The 18,006-nt window shown below is 66.3% G+C and carries 18 protein-coding genes; 11 read left to right on the top strand and 7 right to left on the bottom strand.

Annotation, left to right across the window (positions count from 1 at the left end):
- Nucleotides 1–342: 342 nt before the first annotated feature.
- From J0A90_RS12235 to J0A90_RS12205, 7 genes are all read left to right on the top strand, one after another.
- Entirely contained in the window at nt 343–1,371 is a 1,029-nt protein-coding gene (locus J0A90_RS12235) for an amino acid ABC transporter substrate-binding protein (RefSeq protein WP_207036335.1), read from the top strand.
- A gap of 137 nt (nt 1,372–1,508) precedes the next feature.
- Entirely contained in the window at nt 1,509–2,699 is a 1,191-nt protein-coding gene (locus J0A90_RS12230) for an amino acid ABC transporter permease (RefSeq protein WP_207036333.1), read from the top strand.
- A gap of 1 nt (nt 2,700) precedes the next feature.
- Entirely contained in the window at nt 2,701–3,810 is a 1,110-nt protein-coding gene (locus J0A90_RS12225) for an amino acid ABC transporter permease (protein WP_051896484.1), read from the top strand.
- A 146-nt stretch (nt 3,811–3,956) separates the two neighbouring features.
- Nucleotides 3,957–4,685 (top strand): amino acid ABC transporter ATP-binding protein, encoded by a 729-nt coding sequence (locus tag J0A90_RS12220; protein WP_207036885.1) that lies wholly within the window; start codon nt 3,957–3,959, stop codon nt 4,683–4,685.
- 1 nt (nt 4,686) lies between these two features.
- Nucleotides 4,687–5,082 carry a RidA family protein gene (locus tag J0A90_RS12215; protein ID WP_233076738.1) on the top strand — a complete coding sequence of 132 codons (396 nt, stop codon included), beginning with the start codon at nt 4,687–4,689 and terminating at the stop codon, nt 5,080–5,082.
- Nucleotides 5,083–5,250: 168 nt separating this feature from the next.
- The gene (locus J0A90_RS12210; RefSeq protein ID WP_207036331.1) at nt 5,251–7,083 is read left to right on the top strand and encodes a methyl-accepting chemotaxis protein; all 1,833 of its coding nucleotides are present in this window, start codon (nt 5,251–5,253) and stop codon (nt 7,081–7,083) included.
- A 94-nt stretch (nt 7,084–7,177) separates the two neighbouring features.
- Nucleotides 7,178–7,600 carry a host attachment protein gene (locus J0A90_RS12205; RefSeq protein WP_035476355.1) on the top strand — a complete coding sequence of 141 codons (423 nt, stop codon included), beginning with the start codon at nt 7,178–7,180 and terminating at the stop codon, nt 7,598–7,600.
- Between the two features lie 140 nt (nt 7,601–7,740).
- Here J0A90_RS12205 and J0A90_RS12200 read toward each other — a convergent pair whose 3' ends face one another.
- Nucleotides 7,741–8,667: a LysR family transcriptional regulator gene (locus J0A90_RS12200; RefSeq protein WP_035476357.1), complete on the bottom strand. Its 927-nt coding sequence runs from the start codon at nt 8,665–8,667 to the stop codon at nt 7,741–7,743.
- Between the two features lie 154 nt (nt 8,668–8,821).
- Between J0A90_RS12200 and J0A90_RS12195 the strand changes: the two genes are divergently transcribed.
- On the top strand, nt 8,822–9,598 hold the full coding sequence (locus J0A90_RS12195; RefSeq protein ID WP_035476359.1) for a ferredoxin--NADP reductase: 777 nt from the start codon (nt 8,822–8,824) through the stop codon (nt 9,596–9,598).
- Nucleotides 9,599–9,717: 119 nt separating this feature from the next.
- On the opposite strand, the gene glnK is transcribed toward J0A90_RS12195, so the two are convergent.
- The 3 genes from glnK to J0A90_RS12180 form a co-directional block, all read right to left on the bottom strand.
- On the bottom strand, nt 9,718–10,056 hold the full coding sequence (gene glnK / locus J0A90_RS12190) for a P-II family nitrogen regulator (RefSeq protein WP_035476361.1): 339 nt from the start codon (nt 10,054–10,056) through the stop codon (nt 9,718–9,720).
- A 280-nt stretch (nt 10,057–10,336) separates the two neighbouring features.
- Nucleotides 10,337–11,587, bottom strand: coding sequence for an ammonium transporter (locus J0A90_RS12185; protein ID WP_207036327.1), 1,251 nt, complete (start codon nt 11,585–11,587; stop codon nt 10,337–10,339).
- A gap of 28 nt (nt 11,588–11,615) precedes the next feature.
- Nucleotides 11,616–11,954, bottom strand: a complete 339-nt coding sequence (locus tag J0A90_RS12180; protein ID WP_035476366.1) for a P-II family nitrogen regulator — start codon at nt 11,952–11,954, stop codon at nt 11,616–11,618.
- 284 nt (nt 11,955–12,238) lie between these two features.
- Here J0A90_RS12180 and J0A90_RS12175 point away from each other — a divergent pair, with 284 nt between their 5' ends.
- From J0A90_RS12175 to rhtB, 3 genes are all read left to right on the top strand, one after another.
- Nucleotides 12,239–12,556, top strand: coding sequence for an accessory factor UbiK family protein (locus tag J0A90_RS12175; protein ID WP_207036325.1), 318 nt, complete (start codon nt 12,239–12,241; stop codon nt 12,554–12,556).
- A gap of 262 nt (nt 12,557–12,818) precedes the next feature.
- Entirely contained in the window at nt 12,819–14,339 is a 1,521-nt protein-coding gene (locus J0A90_RS12170; protein WP_207036323.1) for a YifB family Mg chelatase-like AAA ATPase, read from the top strand.
- Nucleotides 14,340–14,431: 92 nt separating this feature from the next.
- Nucleotides 14,432–15,058, top strand: coding sequence for a homoserine/homoserine lactone efflux protein (gene rhtB / locus J0A90_RS12165; protein ID WP_207036321.1), 627 nt, complete (start codon nt 14,432–14,434; stop codon nt 15,056–15,058).
- Nucleotides 15,059–15,074: 16 nt separating this feature from the next.
- Here rhtB and J0A90_RS12160 read toward each other — a convergent pair whose 3' ends face one another.
- From J0A90_RS12160 to J0A90_RS12150, 3 genes are read right to left on the bottom strand one after another with little or no spacing between them, the layout of a single operon-like run.
- The gene (locus tag J0A90_RS12160) at nt 15,075–16,193 is read right to left on the bottom strand and encodes an aminotransferase class I/II-fold pyridoxal phosphate-dependent enzyme (RefSeq protein ID WP_207036318.1); all 1,119 of its coding nucleotides are present in this window, start codon (nt 16,191–16,193) and stop codon (nt 15,075–15,077) included.
- Nucleotides 16,194–16,232: 39 nt separating this feature from the next.
- Nucleotides 16,233–16,751: a hypothetical protein gene (locus J0A90_RS12155; protein ID WP_207036316.1), complete on the bottom strand. Its 519-nt coding sequence runs from the start codon at nt 16,749–16,751 to the stop codon at nt 16,233–16,235.
- Nucleotides 16,748–17,764, bottom strand: coding sequence for an alpha/beta hydrolase (locus J0A90_RS12150; protein WP_207036315.1), 1,017 nt, complete (start codon nt 17,762–17,764; stop codon nt 16,748–16,750). Before J0A90_RS12150 ends, J0A90_RS12155 begins: the two co-directional genes overlap by 4 nt.
- Nucleotides 17,765–18,006 lie beyond the last annotated feature (242 nt).

The raw sequence follows: 18,006 nt of genomic DNA, 5'->3' as shown, positions 1-18,006 counted from the left end.
CCGGCCGCCGATCATCGGCTTTTCCTTAGTCGATCGTTTTTTCCTTATCCATTGGTGGCATCGTCTTCGCCACCGGTGGCTCGATTCAACGCTAGCGCCATGGTGCGGCGCCTCCTTTTGGTGCGTGGCGGTATCTCACGCACGCTTTTGAAACAGAATGTTGCCCGTGTTTTCGCAGTTCGAGTCACCTTGAGCATGCAGGTGGAGATCGTAAGCGTCCTAGGCGAGCGTTGAATCCAGGATTTTCAGGCGCTAGCGCGAAAGTGGAACGGACTTTGCTAATTTCATCTGGGCATGCTTCGACATGCACTCAAATGACAACGCAAGGGAGTGGATTCCACCATGCGCCACAAGAACAAAAGCCTGTCTCTTCTCTCCGCCGCTGCACTGACTGCCCTGGCGGCGTCGCAGGCTCAGGCTGCCACCCTGGACAACGTGAAAAGCAACGGCGAGTTCAAGTGCGGTGTCAGCACCGGGCTCACCGGTTTCTCCTCCCCCGACGAGAACGGCAAGTGGACCGGCATCGATGTCGAAGTGTGCCGCGCCATCGCCGCCGCCGTGCTGGGCGACCCGACCAAGGTGGTGTTTTCACCGCTGACCGCCAAGGAGCGCTTCACCGCGCTGCAGTCCGGCGAGATCGATGTGCTCTCGCGCAACACCACCTGGACCGCGACCCGCGACAACTCGCTGGGCCTCAACTTCACCGGGGTCAACTTCTACGACGGCCAGGGCTTCCTGGTGCGCAAGGACCTCGGCATCAAGAGTGCCAAGGAACTGGATGGGGCCTCCATCTGCGTGCAGTCCGGCACCACCACCGAACTCAACATGGCCGACTACTTCAAGGCCAACGACATGCAGTTCCAGCAGGTCGCCTTCGACACCTCCGACCAGACCGCCCAGGGCTTCGACAGCGGCCGCTGTGACGTGCTCACCTCCGACTCCTCGCAGCTGGCGGCGCTGCGCCTGCAGCTCGCCGACCCCTCCAGCGTGGAGATTCTGCCCGAGCGTATCTCCAAGGAGCCGCTGGGCCCGGTAGTGCGCCAGGGCGACGATCAGTGGTTCGATATCGTCAAGTGGACGCTGTTCGCGATGCTCGACGCCGAGGAGCTGGGGGTAACCAGCCAGAACGTCGATCAGATGCGCGACAACCCGCCCAACCCGGATGTCGCCCGCCTGCTGGGCAAGGATGGCAACTTCGGCGAGCAGATGGGCATCGGCAACGACTGGGCCTACAACATCGTCAAGATGGTGGGCAACTACGGCGAGATGTTCGATCGCACCGTGGGCAAGGACTCGCCGATGGGTCTCGAGCGTGGCATCAACGCGCTGTGGAATCAGGGTGGTATCCAGTACGCGCCGCCGGTTCGCTGAGTGCGTGAAGCCGCCCGCCGCGCGTGCCCGATAGGGCGCTTGCGGCGGGCGGCCAGCAGACGTTTCCCGACGTCGTCTCCCGGCCTGTGCACCGGGAGCCGTTGCCGCTCACCGCTCGAGTAGAGACCCGACTTCTCATGCTGCGTCCATCCACCTCGCTACCTCGCCGAGGGCAGGGGCCGCTGTGGCGGAATCCCACCGTTCGTGCGCTGATCGTCCAGGCCGTGCTGTTTCTGATCCTGGCGCTCTTCATCGGTTATCTTATCCACAACACCCTGAACAACCTCGAAGCCCGCGGTATCCAGACCGGCTTCGGCTTCCTCGAGGGGCGTGCCGGCTTCTCGATTCCGCAGTCACTGATCGACTACACCAGCGACTCCAGCTACGGCACCACCTTCGTCGTCGGCCTGCTCAACACCCTGCTGGTCTCCGCCCTGGGCATCGTCGCGGCGACCCTGATCGGTTTCGCGGTGGGCATCGCCCGGCTGTCGTCCAACTGGCTGCTGGCGCGTCTGGCCACCATCTACGTCGAGATCTTCCGCAATATCCCGCTGCTGGTGCAGATCCTGTTCTGGTACTACGCCGTGCTGCGGGCACTGCCCTCGCCGCGGGAGAGCCTGTCGCTGTTCGATCTGTTTTTCTTCAACGTGCGTGGGGTGGTGATGCCCGACCCGCAGCCGCTGGCGGGGTTTTCCGCCACGCTCTGGGCGCTGCTGATCGCGGTGGTCGCCACGCTACTCTTCGCGCGCTTCGCCAAGCGCCGGCAGGCGGCCACCGGCCAGGCGCTGCCGGTCTACTGGATCGGGGCGGCGATCGTCATCGGCGCGCCGCTGATCGTGTTCGTGGCCAGCGGCTCACCGCTGGCGTGGACGCTCCCCGAACTCCGCGGTTTCAACTTCCGCGGTGGGATCAACATCCTGCCCGAACTGGTGGCGCTGTGGCTGGCGCTGTCGATCTACACCGCGGCGTTCATCGCCGAGATCGTGCGCTCCGGCATCCTCTCCGTCTCCCACGGCCAGACCGAAGCGGCGCGCTCGCTGAGCCTGCCCGGCGCCATCACCCTGCGCAAGATCGTGATTCCGCAGGCGATGCGGGTGATCGTGCCGCAGATGACCAGCCAGTATCTCAACCTGATCAAGAACTCGTCGCTGGCCACGGCGATCGGCTATCCCGATCTGGTGGCGGTGTTTGCCGGCACCACGCTCAACCAGACCGGGCAGGCGATCGAGATCATCGCCATGACCATGGCGGTCTATCTGGTCATCAGCCTGACGGTGTCGTTTCTGATGAACCTCTACAACGCCCGCACCCTGCTGAAGGAGCGATGAGATGCGTGAATCGACATTTCGCACTCAGATGATCGAGGCGCGCGAGGCCCCGGATCAGCGCCGCGGGATCAGCGGCTGGCTGCGCGCCAATCTGTTCAATGGGCCGCTCAACAGCGTGGTCTCGGTGGCGGTGATCGGCCTGCTGGCGTGGATTCTGTGGCCGTTTCTGAAGTGGGCGGTGGTCGATGCCAACTTCCTCGGCTCGACCCGTGAGGACTGTACCGGCAGCGGCGCCTGCTGGGTGTTCATCTCGGCCCGCTTCGAGTCGATCATCTACGGCTTCTATCCGGCCGCCGAGCGCTGGCGGGTGGACATCGTGTTCGCGCTGATGGCGGTGCTGGTGGCGTGGCTGGCGATCCCGCGGTTGCCCAAGAAGCGTCTGGTCGGGCTGTTCACGCTGGTCGGCTTCCCGATCATCGCCTGGTTTTTGCTGCTGGGCGGTCACTTCGGCCTGCCCGAGGTGCCCACCCGTGCCTGGGGCGGCCTGATGCTGACTCTGACCGTGGCCACGGTGGGTATCGTCGGGTCGCTGCCGCTGGGGGTGATCCTGGCCCTGGGGCGGCGCTCCAAGATGCCGTTCGTCAAGAGCGTGTGCGTCATCTTCATCGAGTTCTGGCGCGGCGTGCCGCTGATCACGGTGCTGTTCATGGCCTCGGTGATGCTGCCGCTGTTCGTGCCCGGCAACGTCGAGTTCGACAAGCTGCTGCGGGCGCTGATCGGCATCATGTTCTTCTGGAGCGCCTACATGGCCGAGGTGGTGCGCGGCGGGCTGCAGGCGATCGGCAAGGGGCAGAACGAGGCCGGGCAGGCGCTCGGCCTGGGCTACTGGCAGCGCATGGGGCTGATCATCCTGCCGCAGGCGCTGAAACTGGTGATCCCGGGGATCGTCAACACCTTCATTGCGCTGTTCAAGGACACTTCGCTGGTGCTGATCATCGGGCTGTTCGATCTGCTGGCGATCATCCGTGCCGGGCTCACCGACTCCAACTGGCTGGGCTTCTCCACCGAGGGCTATGTGTTCGCGGCGCTGGTGTTCTGGATCTTCTGTTTCAGCATGTCGCGCTACAGCCAGTACATCGAGCGGCGCCTCAATACCAGCTATCGGCGTTGAGCCCGCCAGTGGCCAGCGCCTGAAACATGACGCCCCGGGCTGGCGAGTGCCGCTCGGGGTATGGGCGAGACAATGACAATGAAGGCAGGAATCAAGCCATGAGTGAAGCGCAAGCGGTCGCGGGCTCGGCCTCCAGCGATGAGCCGATGATCCAGATCGAGCATCTCAACAAGTGGTATGGCAGCTTCCACGTGCTGCGCGACATCGACCTGACCGTGACCCGGGGCGAGCGCATCGTCATCTGCGGCCCTTCGGGGTCGGGCAAGTCGACCATGATCCGCTGTATCAACCATCTCGAGGAGCACCAGCAGGGCTCGATCACGGTCAACGGCATCCCCATGAACCATGACATCAAGCGGATCGAGCAGATCCGGCGCAATGTCGGCATGGTGTTCCAGCACTTCAACCTGTTCCCGCACCTGACGGTGCTGGAGAACTGCTGCCTGGCGCAGATCTGGGTGCAGAAGAAGCCCCGCGCGGAAGCCGAGAAGACCGCCCTGGAGTACCTGGAACGGGTGCAGATCGCCAACCAGGCGAAGAAGTACCCGGGCCAGCTCTCCGGCGGCCAGCAGCAGCGCGTGGCGATCGCCCGTGCACTGTGCATGCGCCCGGAGGTGATGCTGTTCGACGAGCCCACCTCGGCGCTCGACCCGGAGATGATCAAGGAGGTGCTCGATGTCATGATCGAGCTCGCCCACGAGGGCATGACCATGCTCTGCGTGACCCATGAGATGGGCTTCGCCAAGACCGTGGCCGACCGGGTGATCTTCATGGACCAGGGCCAGATCATCGAGGAGGCGCCGCCGGAAACCTTCTTCAACAACCCGCGCTCGGAGCGTACGCAGCTGTTCCTGAGCCAGATCCTGGGGCACTGACATGGGCATCGACAAGCGCATGGTCGCCGGTGCGCCGCAGCCGATCGCGCCCTTCTCCCACGCCTGCCGGGTGGGGGATCTGGTGTTCATCACCGGGCAGATGCCGACGGTGCCGGAGACCAACGAGATGCTCCTGGGCACCTTCACCGAACAGACCCACCGCGTGATGCAGAACCTGGCGATCGTGCTGGAGGCGGTGGGCAGCGGCTTCGAACACGTGGTCCAGAGCCGGGTCTTCATCACCAACATGGGCCACTTCGACGAGGTCAACGGCGTCTACGCCAGCTACTTCGAGGCACCGCTGCCGACGCGCACCTGCATCGGGGTCACCGGGCTGGCCGGCGGCGCCGACGTCGAGGTCGACATGATCGCCTGGATCCCGCCGGCCACCGGCTGACGCGAGCGGCAGACGAGCCCCGGCGGAGGTCAGCGAGGCCTCCGGCGCGGGCTCGCGCACGCGTTTCGGGGTCGCCGGAGGCGGCGTTTTCAGCCGGCGTAAAGTTCGTTATCGGGAGGCCGATGATAGTCGAGCCAACCTTCAACGGACCCTCTCAACGGACTTAGCATGCTGAAATCCTTCAAGATTCGTATCATGGCCGGATGCCTGGCGATGATCCTGGTCGCGCTCGCGGCCACCGGCGGCATCAGCTACTGGCTGGTCAGCCGCCATCAGCAGTCGGTCAATCAGGATCTGCTCGAGTCGGTGGCCAGGGGGCACCGCGATGCGATCGCCGCCTGGGCCGCTTCCAAGCGCAAGCTGATCGAGGCGGTGGCCCCGGCGGTGGGTAGCGACACGCTGATCCCCGCGCTGCAGCAGACCGCCAGCGCCGGCGGCTTCAGTCAGGTCTATCTGGGCACGCCGGACAAGCGCCTGATCACCAACGACGGCTGGGAGCCGCCGGCGGACTACGATCCGACCCAGCGCCCCTGGTACCGCGGCGCGGTAGCGGCAGGGCAGACTACCGCCAGCGACCCCTATCTCGATCTGGTGACGAACAAGCTGGTGGTGGCCTTCGCCACGCCGATCCAGCGTGATGGCAAGCTGCTGGGCGTGGCCGGCGCCGATGTGCCCCTCGACGAGGTGCAGGAGAACGTGCTCTCGATCCAGCCCACTCCCAAGAGCTTCGCCTTCCTCGCCGACACCGACGGCACCATCGTCGCCTATCGTGATGCCGACCTGAGCCTGAAGCCGGCGAGTGCGATCGCCGCCGATCTCGATGCCGCCAAGCTCGCGGCGGTGACCCAGAGCCCGCTGCCGACGCCGAGCGTGATCGACGGCCGCGCGGTGCTGCTCTACGCGGTGGCGGTGCCGGGTACCGACTGGCGCCTGGTGATCGCGCTGGATCGCGCCGAGGCCAATGCCGGCGCCAGCAGCCTGCTCAAGACCACCTTGGTGTCGCTGCTGGTGGCGGCGCTGATCGTTTCACTGCTGCTGTGGCTGCTGGTGTCGCCGGGCTTTCGCCGGCTCAAGGCGGCACGCGACGCCATGGCCGATATCGCCGACGGTGACGGTGACCTGAGCCGCCGCCTGACGATCGACGGGCGCGACGAGATCGCCCAGATCGCCATGGCGTTCAACGCCTTCGCCGGCAAGATTTCCGAGGTGCTGGGTCAGGTCAATGTCACCAGCCAGGCGGTGCGCCAGGCCTCCGAGGAGATCGCCCGTGCCAGCCAGGACCTGTCGCGCCAGACCGAGACTGCGGCCAGCCATCTGCAGGAGACCTCCAGCGCCATGGAGCAGATTTCCGGCACGGTGGAGAACACCGCCACTGCCGCCAGCGAGACCGACCAGCTGGCCCGCGATGCCAGCGAGCGCGCGGCGCGCGGCGGTGAGGTGGTGGGGCGTGCGGTGGAGACCATCGAGGCGCTCAACGGGCGCACCGAGCAGATCGCCGATATCGTCCGCCTGATCGAGGAGATCGCCTTTCAGACCAACCTGCTCGCGCTCAACGCCTCGGTGGAAGCGGCGCGCGCCGGCGAGCAGGGGCGCGGCTTTGCGGTGGTTGCCGGCGAGGTGCGCCAGCTGGCGAGCCGCTCGGCCAACGCCGCCGACGAGATCAAGGCGCTGATCGGCACCTCGGTGGCGCAGACCCGTGAGGGCACCGAGCTGATGCGCTCCGCCGGTGACAGCATGAGTGCGATCGTCGATGCCATCTCGCGGGTGGCGGCGACGCTCTCGGAGATCAACGTCGCCGCCCAGGAGCAGAGCCAGGGAGTGGGGCAGGTCAATCAGGCGGTGGGCGAGCTCGACCAGATGACTCAGCAGAATGCGGCCATGGTGGCCCAGTCCACGGCTGCCGCCGAACAGCTCCACGACCAGGCGACCCAGCTGGCGGCGATCGTCGGCGGCTTCAAGCTCGACGCCGACGACGCGCGGCCGGCGCTCAGCCACGCTTGAGCGTAGCGCCATTCTCGACCACGCTTAGAGCGTGCTATCCACGGCCATGTCCGCGCCACGGACATGGCCCTTCCACGGAAAAGGAGAATGGCTCATGGACAAGGTCTACGTGGTGGTCGCCGATGCCGCGCGTGCGCGTATCTTCGCCCGCGAGGCGCGGGTCATGCGTGAGATCGAGACGCTGACGCATCCGGAATCGCAACTGCATACCGGTGATCTGCGCACCGGCGGCAAGGGTGAGTCGACCTCGGGGCCGAGCCGGCGTCAGACCGGCAACGAGGATGCCACCTCCGAGAAGCAGGCGATGTTCTTCGCCAAGGAAGTGGCCGGCTACCTGCGCGACGCGCGTACCCAGGGCAAGGCCGACGAGCTGATTCTGATCGCCGCGCCGCAGTTCCTGGGCCAACTGCGCGACAAGCTCGACAAGCCCACCCTCGAGATGGTCACCCAGTCCATCGACAAGGATCTCTCCAAGGCCAGCGAGGCGGATATCGCCGCACAGCTCGGCTGGCATTGAGACCCGACCCGCCAACGTCTTCGGCCTTGAACATCCCGGGTCGTGACGAAACGCGGATGGCGTCTGACGCCATCCGCGTTTTTGCTGTCTGCTTACTGGTGGCGGTCACGTCACGCAAGCCCGCTACCCGTCTGCCGAGATCACGGCACCGGCGGCAGATCGATCTCGTCGCTGCGCCGGGCGTCGGCGGTCATCTCGCGACATAGCCTGAGAAACTCGCGCATCGCCGTGGTGAGGTACTTGTGGCGATGCCAGATGAAGGCGAAGCTGCGCGTCAGGTCGAGCTCCGGGGTCGCGATGGGCACCAGACTGCCGCGCCGGAAGGCGTCGCGCAGCGCCAGCCGGGAGACGCAGCCGATCCCCAGCCCCGACTCCACCGCGCGCTTGATCCCTTCGGTGTGCTCCAGCTCCAGTAGAATGTCGAAGCGGCCACGCCGGTGGCGCATGGCGTGCTCCAGGGTGCGCCGGGTGCCCGAACCCACCTCACGCATGATCCACGACTCGCGCAGCAGGCGCTCGATATCGGCGCTGCCCTCGGCGGCCAGCGGGTGGCGAGGCGAGCAGAACACGGTCAGATCGTCGTCGATCCATGGCTGAATGACGATGTCGTCGTGCTGGCAGTCGCCCTCGATCAGCCCCAGATCGAGTTCGTGCAGCGCGATCCGCTCGACGATCGAGGCGGTGTTGCGCACCTGCAGCCGCACCCGGCTCTCGGGATAGCGCTGCATGAAGTCGCTGATCAGCAGGGTGGCCAGATAGTTGCCGATGGTCAGCGTGGCGCCGACCTCCAGCGAGCCGATGCCGCGCTGGCCCTTGAGCAGCTCTTCGATCTCCTCGCCGCGGTCGAGCAGCGCCACTGCCTTGGGCAGCAGCTGGAAGCCCAGGGCGTTGAGCTTGAGCCGCTTGCCGATACGGTCGAGCAGCTGGCAGTCGAACTGGCGCTCCAGCTCGGCCAGTGCCGCGCTGGTTGCCGACTGCGACAGCGCCAGGGTCTCGGCCGCGCGCGAGACGCTCTGATGCTGGGCGATGGCGACGAACACCTCGAGCTGACGCAGGGTGTAGCGCATGGCCGACTCCTATATCGACAGGATCGATAAACCTTATCCAGATAATCCACTTAACAGAATAGCATTCGCTTCTTATAATTTCGGCATCTACTCGGATCAGTCATTTATTCTTTTTCGATCTGATCTTTTTCCGATCCGTTCAAAGGAGCCTGGCATGAGCAAGTTTGCGCTGGAAGAAGTCCTCAGCGTCCATCACTGGAACGACACCCTGTTCAGCTTCCGCACCACCCGCGATCGCGGGCTGCGGTTCAAGAACGGTCAGTTCGTGATGATCGGTCTGGAAGTGGAAGGCAAGCCGCTGGTGCGCGCCTACTCCATCGCCAGCCCCAACTACGAGGACCACCTCGAGTTCTTCAGCATCAAGGTGCCCGACGGCCCGCTCACCTCGCGCCTGCAGCACCTGCAGGTCGGCGACCAGATCATGGTCAGCCGCAAGCCCACCGGCACGCTGGTATGCGACGACCTGCTGCCGGGGCGCAATCTCTACATGCTTTCCACCGGTACCGGTCTGGCACCGTTCATGAGCCTGATCCAAGATCCGGAAGTCTACGAGCGTTTCGAGAAGGTGGTGCTGATCCACGGCGTGCGCCAGGTGAGCGAGCTCGCCTATGCCGACTTCATCGGCAAGGAGCTGCCGGCGCACGAGTATCTGGGCGAGGAGATCAGCGAAAAGCTGGTCTACTACCCCACCGTGACTCGCGAGGATTTCCATACCACCGGGCGTCTGACCGACCATATCCGCAGCGGCAAGCTGTTCGAGGATACCGGCCTGCCGCCGCTGGACCCCAAGCAGGATCGCGCTATGATCTGCGGCAGCCCGGCCATGCTCGACGAGACCAGCGACCTGCTCGACGAGCTGGGCTTCTCCATCTCGCCGCGTATGGGCGAGCCGGGGGATTACGTGATCGAGCGCGCCTTCGTCGAGAAGTGATCTCTCCCCGGGCGTGACCGCCCGGGGAGCCTGGACTTGTGTGAAGAAACGCAAAAAAGCCCTCGTCGACGCGGTGTCGACGAGGGCTTTTTCGCGCAGGCGGGGCGAGCGCTTGCGCCTTACACCGCGTCCTTGCCGGTCTCACCGGTACGGATACGGATCACCTGCTCCAGCGGCGAGACGAAGATCTTGCCGTCGCCGATCTTGCCGGTATTGGCGACCTTGGTGATGGCATCGATCACCTGGTCGCTCATGCTGTCGTCCACGGCCACTTCCAGCTTGATCTTGGGCAGGAAGTCGACCACGTACTCGGCACCACGGTAGAGCTCGGTGTGGCCCTTCTGACGCCCGAAGCCCTTGACCTCGGTGACGGTGACGCCCTGCACGCCGATCTCTGACAGGGACTCTCGCACGTCGTCCAGCTTGAAGGGCTTGATGATGGCGGTGACCAGTTTCATGGGGAAATTCTCCTCGCGTGCGTGGCGCTCTTCTGAACGGATCGTCTCGTCGCGATGTGCGAACGAGGCCTGTGCGAAATGGGTACAGCTCCAGGTCTTGGCCCAGCCTTGGCCCGCGGCCCTGGCCTAGCGCCTCTGACGACTGCCCGGCGACTCTCTAGCTCGAACGAACACCGTAACCGGTGGGCTCTATCTTAAACATACACCGCGATGGGCGGGAATGAAAAAAGGCCCCCCGAAGGGGGCCAGGGGAGCACGCCAGCTCACTCGGTGAATCGGCTCACTTCTTGCCGACGTTGAATTCAGGATAGGCCTCCATACCGCACTCGGCGATATCGACACCTTCGTACTCTTCTTCTTCGGAGACGCGCAGGCCCATGACCGCCTTGAGGATGCCCCAGACCACTAGGCTGGCGATGAACACCCAGGCGAAGATCGAGGCGATACCCAGCAGCTGCGCGCCGAAAGAGGCATCGGTGTTGGAGAACGGCACCGCGATCAGGCCCCAGATGCCGACCACGCCGTGCACCGAGATAGCGCCGACCGGATCATCGATCTTGAGCTTGTCGAGGCTCACGATGGCGAACACCACCAGCAGGCCACCGACCGCACCGATCAGCGTCGCACCCAGCGCGGTGGGGGCCAGCGGCTCGGCAGTGATCGCGACCAGGCCGGCCAGGGCACCGTTGAGGGCCATCGTCAGGTCGGCCTTGCGGAACCACAGCTTGGCCAGGATGATCGCGGCGATCACGCCACCGGCAGCGGCGGCGTTGGTGTTGACGAACACCTGGGCGACCGCGTTGGCTTCATCGACGTTGGAGACCATCAGCTCGGAGCCACCGTTGAAGCCGAACCAGCCCAGCCACAGGATGAAGGTACCCAGAGTGGCCAGCGGCAGGTTGGCGCCCGGAATGGCATAGATGGCGCCGTTCTTGCCGTACTTGCCCTTGCGCGCACCCAGCAGCAGCACGCCGGCCAGCGCGGCGGTGGCGCCACACAGGTGGACCACACCTGAGCCGGCGAAATCCTGGAAGCCAGCGGCGTCGAGGAAGCCACCGCCCCATTTCCAGTAGCCCTGCACCGGGTAGATGAAGCCGGTCATCACCACCGCGAAGGCCATGAACGCCCACAGCTTCATGCGTTCGGCCACGGCGCCGGAAACGATCGACATGGCGGTAGCGACGAACACCACCTGGAAGAAGAAGTCGGAGCGGGCCGAGTAGTAGACGTCGCCGCCGCTGCTCATGACGTCACTGACGCTGTGCTCGGCGCCGATCAGGAAGCCCAGGCTGGGGATGACGCCGCCGCTCTCGCTGGAGTACATGATGTGGTAGCCGACCAGCAGGTACATGGTACAGGCGATGGCGTAGAGGACGACGTTCTTGGTCAGGATCTCGGTGGTGTTCTTGGCGCGCACCAGGCCCGCCTCGAGCATGGCGAAACCGGCCGCCATCCACATCACCAGGGCGCCGGTCACCAGGAAGTAGAAGGTGTCGAGCGCATAGGATAGTTGTACGACTTGATCGTTCATTCTGTGTGTCTCCTCGTTCCGCGCCGTTTTATACGGCGTCGGCCCCGCGTTCTCCGGTGCGAATCCGGATGACGTCTTCGAGTGGCGTGACGAACAGCTTGCCGTCACCGATCTTGCCGCTGTTGGCGGCCTCGCGGATGGCGTCTAGGACCCCGTCGACGCGGTCGTCCTCGACGGCGACCTCGATCTTCACCTTGGGCAGGAAGTCGACGACATATTCCGCGCCGCGATAGAGTTCGGTGTGGCCTTTCTGACGGCCGAAGCCCTTCACCTCGGTGACGGTGATGCCCTGGACGCCGTTATCGGCCAGCGCCTCGCGCACGTCATCGAGCTTGAAGGGTTTGATGATGGCGGTGATGAGCTTCATCCCTTGTCTCCCGTAGTCGGCTTGCGCCTGAACGGACTACGCAGAAGCCATGCCAGTCGGTAATAACGTCTTTACAATCATTCACTTAATTTGAGAGCGCGGGGCGGAAGCGCGCGGTTAGCCGAACGTGGGCCGACTCTTCGCACCAAATTGATGCGTACACCGCGTGCCGTTGCACTGAGAAGGCGCGCCGGCTGATCGTGCCGCTTGCAAGCATCTGGCGCGGGCGCCAGTGGCGCAGTTTGCGTATGCTGAAGGGCAGTCACGAATCAGGAGATCACACCATGTCGACACACGACCGTTTCGAGCGTCTGGCCAAGCAGATCGGCGACAAGCTGCAGGGTGCCTCCCAGGCCCCGGGCGACATCCAGCGCAACGTCCAGGGGGTGCTACGCGGCGCCATGGAGCGCATGGATATCGTCTCGCGCGAGGACTTCGACATCATGATGGACGTGCTCACCCGCACCCGGGAGCGGGTCGAGGCGCTGGAAGCCCAGGTGGCGGCGCTCGAGAACGCCCTGCACAGCGAGTGCGCCTCCCAGCCCGACACGACGCTGGCCGAGGACGACACCGACGGCAGCCGCGATGGCGTACAGCCCTGAGCGGGGTGATGGATAGCCCTGAGCGAGGTGATGGACAGCCCTGAGCGGGTTGGTGAACAGCCCTGAGCGGGGTGATAGACAGCCCTGAGCGGGGGGATGAATAGCCCTCTGATCGGAGTCTTGACGCACCTGCGCTAAAGGGTCAGGCGGTAAAGGCGATAACAGGATAATCGGCCCCTTATCCTGTTTGGGCCGGCGGTGACGAGCCGCCGGCCCGCCTGTGTCCCGGGCATCGGCCGGGACGCGCCGTCACGGAGGCGAAATGACCCTAGCCATCGTGCGCACGCGCGCCAGCCTCGGGCTCGAGGCGCCGCAAGTGCTGATCGAAGTGCACCTCAGCAACGGCCTGCCGGGGGTGACCCTGGTGGGGCTGCCGGAGACCGCCGTGCGCGAGAGCCGGGAGCGGGTGCGCAGCGCGCTGCTCACCGCCGGTTTCGAGTTTCCCACTCGTCGTATCACTCTCAATCTGGCGCCCGCAGACCTGCCCAAGGATGGCGGCCGCTTCGACCTGCCGATCGCCCTGGGCATCCTGATGGCTTCCGGCCAGATACCGGTAGAGGCTGCTCAGCAGCTCGAGGTGGTCGGCGAGCTGGCGCTGGATGGCACGTTGCGCCCTGTCACCGGCGTACTGCCGACGGCGTTGGCCGCACGGGCCGCCGGGCGGGGGCTGATCGTGCCCGCGGCCAATGCCGACGAGGCGGCCCTGGCCGAGGGGTGCGAGGTGTTCGCGGCGGGGCATCTGCTGGCGGTGGTGGGGCATCTACTGGGCCGTGAGCGGCTCGCGGCGCACCAACTTGGGACACCGCCGCGCGCCGAGATGGTTCAGCCCGACATGGCCGACGTCAAAGGTCAGCACCAGGCGCGCCGGGCGCTGGAAGTGGCGGCGGCCGGCGGGCACAACCTGCTGCTGGCGGGCCCGCCGGGTACCGGCAAGACCATGCTGGCGAGCCGCCTGGCCAGCATCCTGCCGCCGCTGAGCAGTGACGAGGCGCTGGAGGTGGCGGCGGTGCGCTCGGTGTGCGGGCTCTCGATCATGGATCGCTGGGGTCAGCGCCCGTTTCGTAACCCGCACCATACCTCGAGCAGCGTGGCGCTGGTGGGCGGTGGCTCCAAGCCGCGCCCTGGCGAGATCTCGCTGGCGCATCACGGCGTGCTGTTCCTGGACGAGCTGCCGGAGTTCGATCGCCATGTGCTGGAGGTGCTGCGCGAACCGCTGGAGTCGGCCCAGATCCTGATCTCGCGGGCCAACCACCAGCGCCGTTTTCCGGCCCGCTTCCAGCTGGTGGCAGCGATGAACCCGTGCCCCTGTGGCCACCTTGGCGACCCGCGCCAGCGCTGCCACTGTAGCCCGGCACAGATCCAGCGCTATCAGTCGCGCCTCTCCGGGCCGCTGCTCGATCGTATCGATCTGCAGGTGGAAGTCCCGGCGCTGCCGGCCACTCAGTTGACCGATCAGACCCCGGGCGAAGCCTCGGCCAGCGTACGTCAGCGGGTGCTGGCGGCGCGCGAGCGTCAGCGCGCCCGCGGCTGGCTCAACGCCCAGCTGCCCGGCCCGGAGCTGGAAGCCGCCTGTGCCCTCAGCGTGGCCGAGCGCGAGTGGTTCGCCGGCGTGCTGGATCGGCTCAAGCTCTCGGCCCGCGCCTATCATCGGGTACTGCGCGTCGCCCTGACCCTGACCGATCTGGGCGAAGAGCCACGGGTCGGGCGAGCCCAACTGATGGAAGCGATCGGCTACCGCCAGCTCGACCGGCTGCTCAACGCCGGCGATCCGCTGCGGGGCTGAGTGTGGGGGCGTGAGCCTAAGCCCCCTTGTCGCCAAGCGGTCATCGCCTCGGTGGTAAACTGCCTCCTCCCTACGCTTGAGAGAGCAAGACGATGACTTTCGGTATCTGGCTCACCTTTCTGCTGGCGGCTTGTCTGGTGAGCCTGTCTCCCGGCGCCGGTGCCATCAATACCATGAACAGCGGCATGACCCACGGGGTTCGCGCCACTTTGCCCACCATTCTGGGGCTGCAGCTGGGCTATGCGATCCAGATCCTGGTGGTGGCGGTCGGTCTTGGGGCGCTGCTGGCCTCCTCGACCACCGCTTTCCTGGTGATCAAGTGGATCGGGGTCGCCTATCTGGTGTGGCTGGGCATCCAGAAGTGGCGCACGAGCGGGGCGGTCGCCATCCAGGGTCGCGCAGAGAGCGCCCCGCACCGGCAGTTCTGGCAGGCCGCGCTGGTCAACCTGACCAACCCCAAGGCGACGGTATTTCTGGTCGCCCTGTTTCCGCAATTCATCGCCATGGGCGAGCCGGCGGCATCCCATGCCGGCCAGTTGCTGGTGATGGGTGTCACCCTGCTGGGCGTCGATGTCCTCGTCATGGGCGGCTATGCGGTGCTGGCCAGCCAGTTCAAGGCCTTCATCACCTCGGCCTCGCGCATGCGCATCGTCAACCGTGTCTTTGGCTCGTTTTTTATCCTGGCGGCTGGGGTGCTGGCGCTCTATCGTCGCGCCTGAGCCGGACCATAGAGGTTCAGCGCAGCGCCTCGGCGACGGCATCGAGCCGCCCCGGCACCAGGGCGTCATCCAGCGCGCTGATCCGCAGTATATGGCCCAGGGCCGGATGCGCCGGGCGGTGGATCAGCGTGCCCTCGTCGAGCAGACGACGGTGCACGGCCGCGGCGCGTTCGGCGCTGTCGAGGCGCACGGTCACGAAGTTGGTGGCGCTGGGTAGCACCTCGGAGCCCTGCGCTGCGAGCCAGCTTGAAAGGGCCTCGCGCCGCTGGATGACCGCGGCGACATGGGCGCGGGTCTCCTCCGGGTTTGCCAGCAGGGTTTCGGCCGCCGCCAGCGCCAGCGACGAAACCGCGTAGTGAATCCTCACTTTCATCATGACGGCCAGGGTCTCGGGCGCGGCGATGGCGTAGCCGACGCGCAACCCGGCCAGCCCGTGGGCCTTGGAGAAGGTGCGCAGGCGTATCACCCCCGGCCACACCGCGCTCGCCGCCGGCGCCCAGGCGTCGTCACGGAAGTCGTGGTAGGCCTCGTCGAGCACCAGCGTACAGTCGTCGGGTAGAGCGTCGCGCAGGGCCAGCACGTCGGCGTCGCGGTGGAGGTGGCCGCTGGGGTTGTCAGGGTTGGCCAGATAGACCACCCGCGCGCCTTCGCGCACCGCCGCTGCCGCCAGGGCGTCGAGATCCGGCGCTAGGTGGCCGGTAGCACTGGCGTAGTCGACCTCGACCTCGCGGTCGCCGTGGCCGCGCACGAAGTAGCTCCAGGTCGGATAGGTGCCGGCGCTGGTGATCACCGGGCTGCCGGAATCACAGGGACCGGAGTCACATAGTGCGCGCAGTGCCAGCGCCATCAGGCTGTCGGCACCGGCGTCCACCAGCAGGGCGTCGTGGGGCAGGTCGAGGGCCTGGCTCAGGTGCGCGCGCAGTGACCACGCCTCGGCGTCGCCGTAGGTGCGCGCCAGGGCCGCGAGCTCGGGGCCGAAGCGCGCGCTGAGCGCCCGGTGCGGCATGTCGAGCCCTTCGTTGGAGCCGATGCGGTGCGGCAGCGTATGGCCAAGCCGGCGCTCCAGCGCGGGCAGCCCGGGAAAGGGGTTGTGCGGTCCATCCTGGGTGTCGAGGTGGCGGGCAAAGCGTGGCATGGGCTCTCGATCCGGCTGCAAATGAAAGGGGGAGACGGTTCAGGGCGCGCCGCGGGATCCGGGCAGGGCGTCGAGATCGAGCGCGCCGCTGGCCTGCCACTGCCAGTGCTCGGACGGCGTGGCGACATGGGTCAGGTCGAAGCGTAGCCGGTAGGGCTGCAGGGTGCGGTCGCTCAGCACCAGCGGTGGCGCATCGGCGCTCAGGCTGGCCTGCAGCAGCCACTGGTCGGGGGTGGCGCCGTCGAGCTGCGCCGGAACCCAGTCGAGCACGTGGGGAGAGTCCGGCTGGCTCAGCAGGGCGCGCCCCAGGGCCTCGTTGAGCGCCGCGGCCGAGATCGGCAGGCGCGCGGCGACCTCCGCCGGACCCAGCAGCACGGTGATCTTCGGTGTCTGCGCGGCGGGCCACGGCGGTTGCTTCAGCAGCCCCGTGGCGGCGCTCGCTGCCAGGCCCCGCAGCGCCTGGCGCGGCGTCTCGGGGGCGCTCGAGAGCCCGCTGCAGGCGCTCAGCAGCGTCATCAGGCCGAGCCCGACGAGGGCTCTGAGCGCCCGGCGGCTCACGGCGTCGTTTCCGGGGGCTGTTGCGGCGGCGGCGCTTGAGTCGCTGCCGGCGTGCCGGGGGCAGCGAGAAAGCGATCGAGCTGGTCGAACAGGGTGTCACGGATGGTGGCCGACTCGTTGACCAGATGGTGGCGCGCTTCCGGGTGGCGCACGATCTCGGCGCGCGGGAACTTGCGCTTGAGCGCCTTGAGATTCCAGCGCCAGTCGACCGTCATGTCCTGCTCGCCCTGCAGGATCAGCACCGGCAGCTCGGCCGGCGGGCGCTTGAGCAGGGTCGGCATCCAGCGGCGCATGGCACTGACCCAGGTCAGGGCCAGGCGATCGTCCTGCAGCGGGTCGTGCAGGCGCAGGAAGTCGGCGAAGGCGATATTGTTGGTGTTGGGGCGGTACTTGCGCGGAATGGTGTCGACGAACGGGCTGGCCAGGCTGTGCAGCCAGCGCGACTGATTCCAGCCCCACGGGCGCACCAGCGGCGCCAGCAGCACCAGCGCCTGCCATGGCGCCTCGCTGCCACGGCTCAGGGTGTCGGTGGCGACGATCGAGGCGCCGGTGCTCTGGCCGGCCGCCAGCCAGGGCCCCGGCGCCAGCTCGTGCGCCTGCATCGCGGCCTCGACGGCATTGAAGCAGAGCACGTAGTCGGTGAAGTCATCGATGGTCGAGCGTGCGCCGCTGGAGAGGCCATGGCCGGGCAGATCCCACAGTACCACCTGCCACTGCTGCGCCAGCAGTCGCGCGAGCAGATGGCCGTAGAGACCCAGATGGTCGAAGTAGCCGTGCACCACGAACAGGGTGCCGCGCGGGGCCGGGGGCGCCCACACCTGGCACCACAGGTCGAAGGTCTTGCCGGCGTCGCCCGCCGCGCTCAGGAAGCCGGCGTGGAGCTGGGTGCCGGGATGGGCGTCGAGCAGTGGTGTCAGATGGTAGTGGTCCAGGTAGGCGGCGAGTGGCGAGGTGCCGGGCGACGCGATACGGTGGATGGGACCGAGGGCCTTCAATGGCGAAAAGTCGAGCATGCGCGAGTCTCCTGAGACCTCTCATGCTAACCGCCAGTGGCCTGTGAAACCATGACGGAGGTTGCCTGACGCCGGCGGTATGGTGGCGGAGGCGATGAGGTGGACCAAGGTCGAACGAGACATCGCCGGCAGCGCGCTCTATCATGGGCGAATGATTTATGTGGAAATGATTTCCACAAACTAATTTCCGGGGCGCCGCCCGTGCGGCGTCCGTCTCTTCTGACGCCGGGCCGCGGCCCGCA

It is taken from the genome of Salinicola sp. DM10 (assembly GCF_017306975.2).
Classification (GTDB): domain Bacteria; phylum Pseudomonadota; class Gammaproteobacteria; order Pseudomonadales; family Halomonadaceae; genus Salinicola.
This window is presented reverse-complemented; position numbering and strand designations above follow the sequence as displayed.

Excerpts from the sequence above, each read along its gene's own strand:
- J0A90_RS12185 (WP_207036327.1), bottom strand. The coding sequence starts at position 11,587 with ATGAACGATCAAGTCGTACAACTATCCTATGCGCTCGACACCTTCTAC.
- J0A90_RS12215 (WP_233076738.1), top strand. The coding sequence starts at position 4,687 with ATGGGCATCGACAAGCGCATGGTCGCCGGTGCGCCGCAGCCGATCGCG.
- J0A90_RS12210 (WP_207036331.1), top strand. The coding sequence starts at position 5,251 with ATGCTGAAATCCTTCAAGATTCGTATCATGGCCGGATGCCTGGCGATG.
- J0A90_RS12175 (WP_207036325.1), top strand. The coding sequence starts at position 12,239 with ATGTCGACACACGACCGTTTCGAGCGTCTGGCCAAGCAGATCGGCGAC.
- rhtB (WP_207036321.1), top strand. The coding sequence starts at position 14,432 with ATGACTTTCGGTATCTGGCTCACCTTTCTGCTGGCGGCTTGTCTGGTG.
- J0A90_RS12220 (WP_207036885.1), top strand. The coding sequence starts at position 3,957 with ATGATCCAGATCGAGCATCTCAACAAGTGGTATGGCAGCTTCCACGTG.
- J0A90_RS12225 (WP_051896484.1), top strand. The coding sequence starts at position 2,701 with ATGCGTGAATCGACATTTCGCACTCAGATGATCGAGGCGCGCGAGGCC.
- J0A90_RS12195 (WP_035476359.1), top strand. The coding sequence starts at position 8,822 with ATGAGCAAGTTTGCGCTGGAAGAAGTCCTCAGCGTCCATCACTGGAAC.
- J0A90_RS12200 (WP_035476357.1), bottom strand. The coding sequence starts at position 8,667 with ATGCGCTACACCCTGCGTCAGCTCGAGGTGTTCGTCGCCATCGCCCAG.
- J0A90_RS12160 (WP_207036318.1), bottom strand. The coding sequence starts at position 16,193 with ATGCCACGCTTTGCCCGCCACCTCGACACCCAGGATGGACCGCACAAC.
- J0A90_RS12235 (WP_207036335.1), top strand. The coding sequence starts at position 343 with ATGCGCCACAAGAACAAAAGCCTGTCTCTTCTCTCCGCCGCTGCACTG.
- J0A90_RS12230 (WP_207036333.1), top strand. The coding sequence starts at position 1,509 with ATGCTGCGTCCATCCACCTCGCTACCTCGCCGAGGGCAGGGGCCGCTG.
- J0A90_RS12170 (WP_207036323.1), top strand. The coding sequence starts at position 12,819 with ATGACCCTAGCCATCGTGCGCACGCGCGCCAGCCTCGGGCTCGAGGCG.
- J0A90_RS12205 (WP_035476355.1), top strand. The coding sequence starts at position 7,178 with ATGGACAAGGTCTACGTGGTGGTCGCCGATGCCGCGCGTGCGCGTATC.
- glnK (WP_035476361.1), bottom strand. The coding sequence starts at position 10,056 with ATGAAACTGGTCACCGCCATCATCAAGCCCTTCAAGCTGGACGACGTG.
- J0A90_RS12180 (WP_035476366.1), bottom strand. The coding sequence starts at position 11,954 with ATGAAGCTCATCACCGCCATCATCAAACCCTTCAAGCTCGATGACGTG.
- J0A90_RS12150 (WP_207036315.1), bottom strand. The coding sequence starts at position 17,764 with ATGCTCGACTTTTCGCCATTGAAGGCCCTCGGTCCCATCCACCGTATC.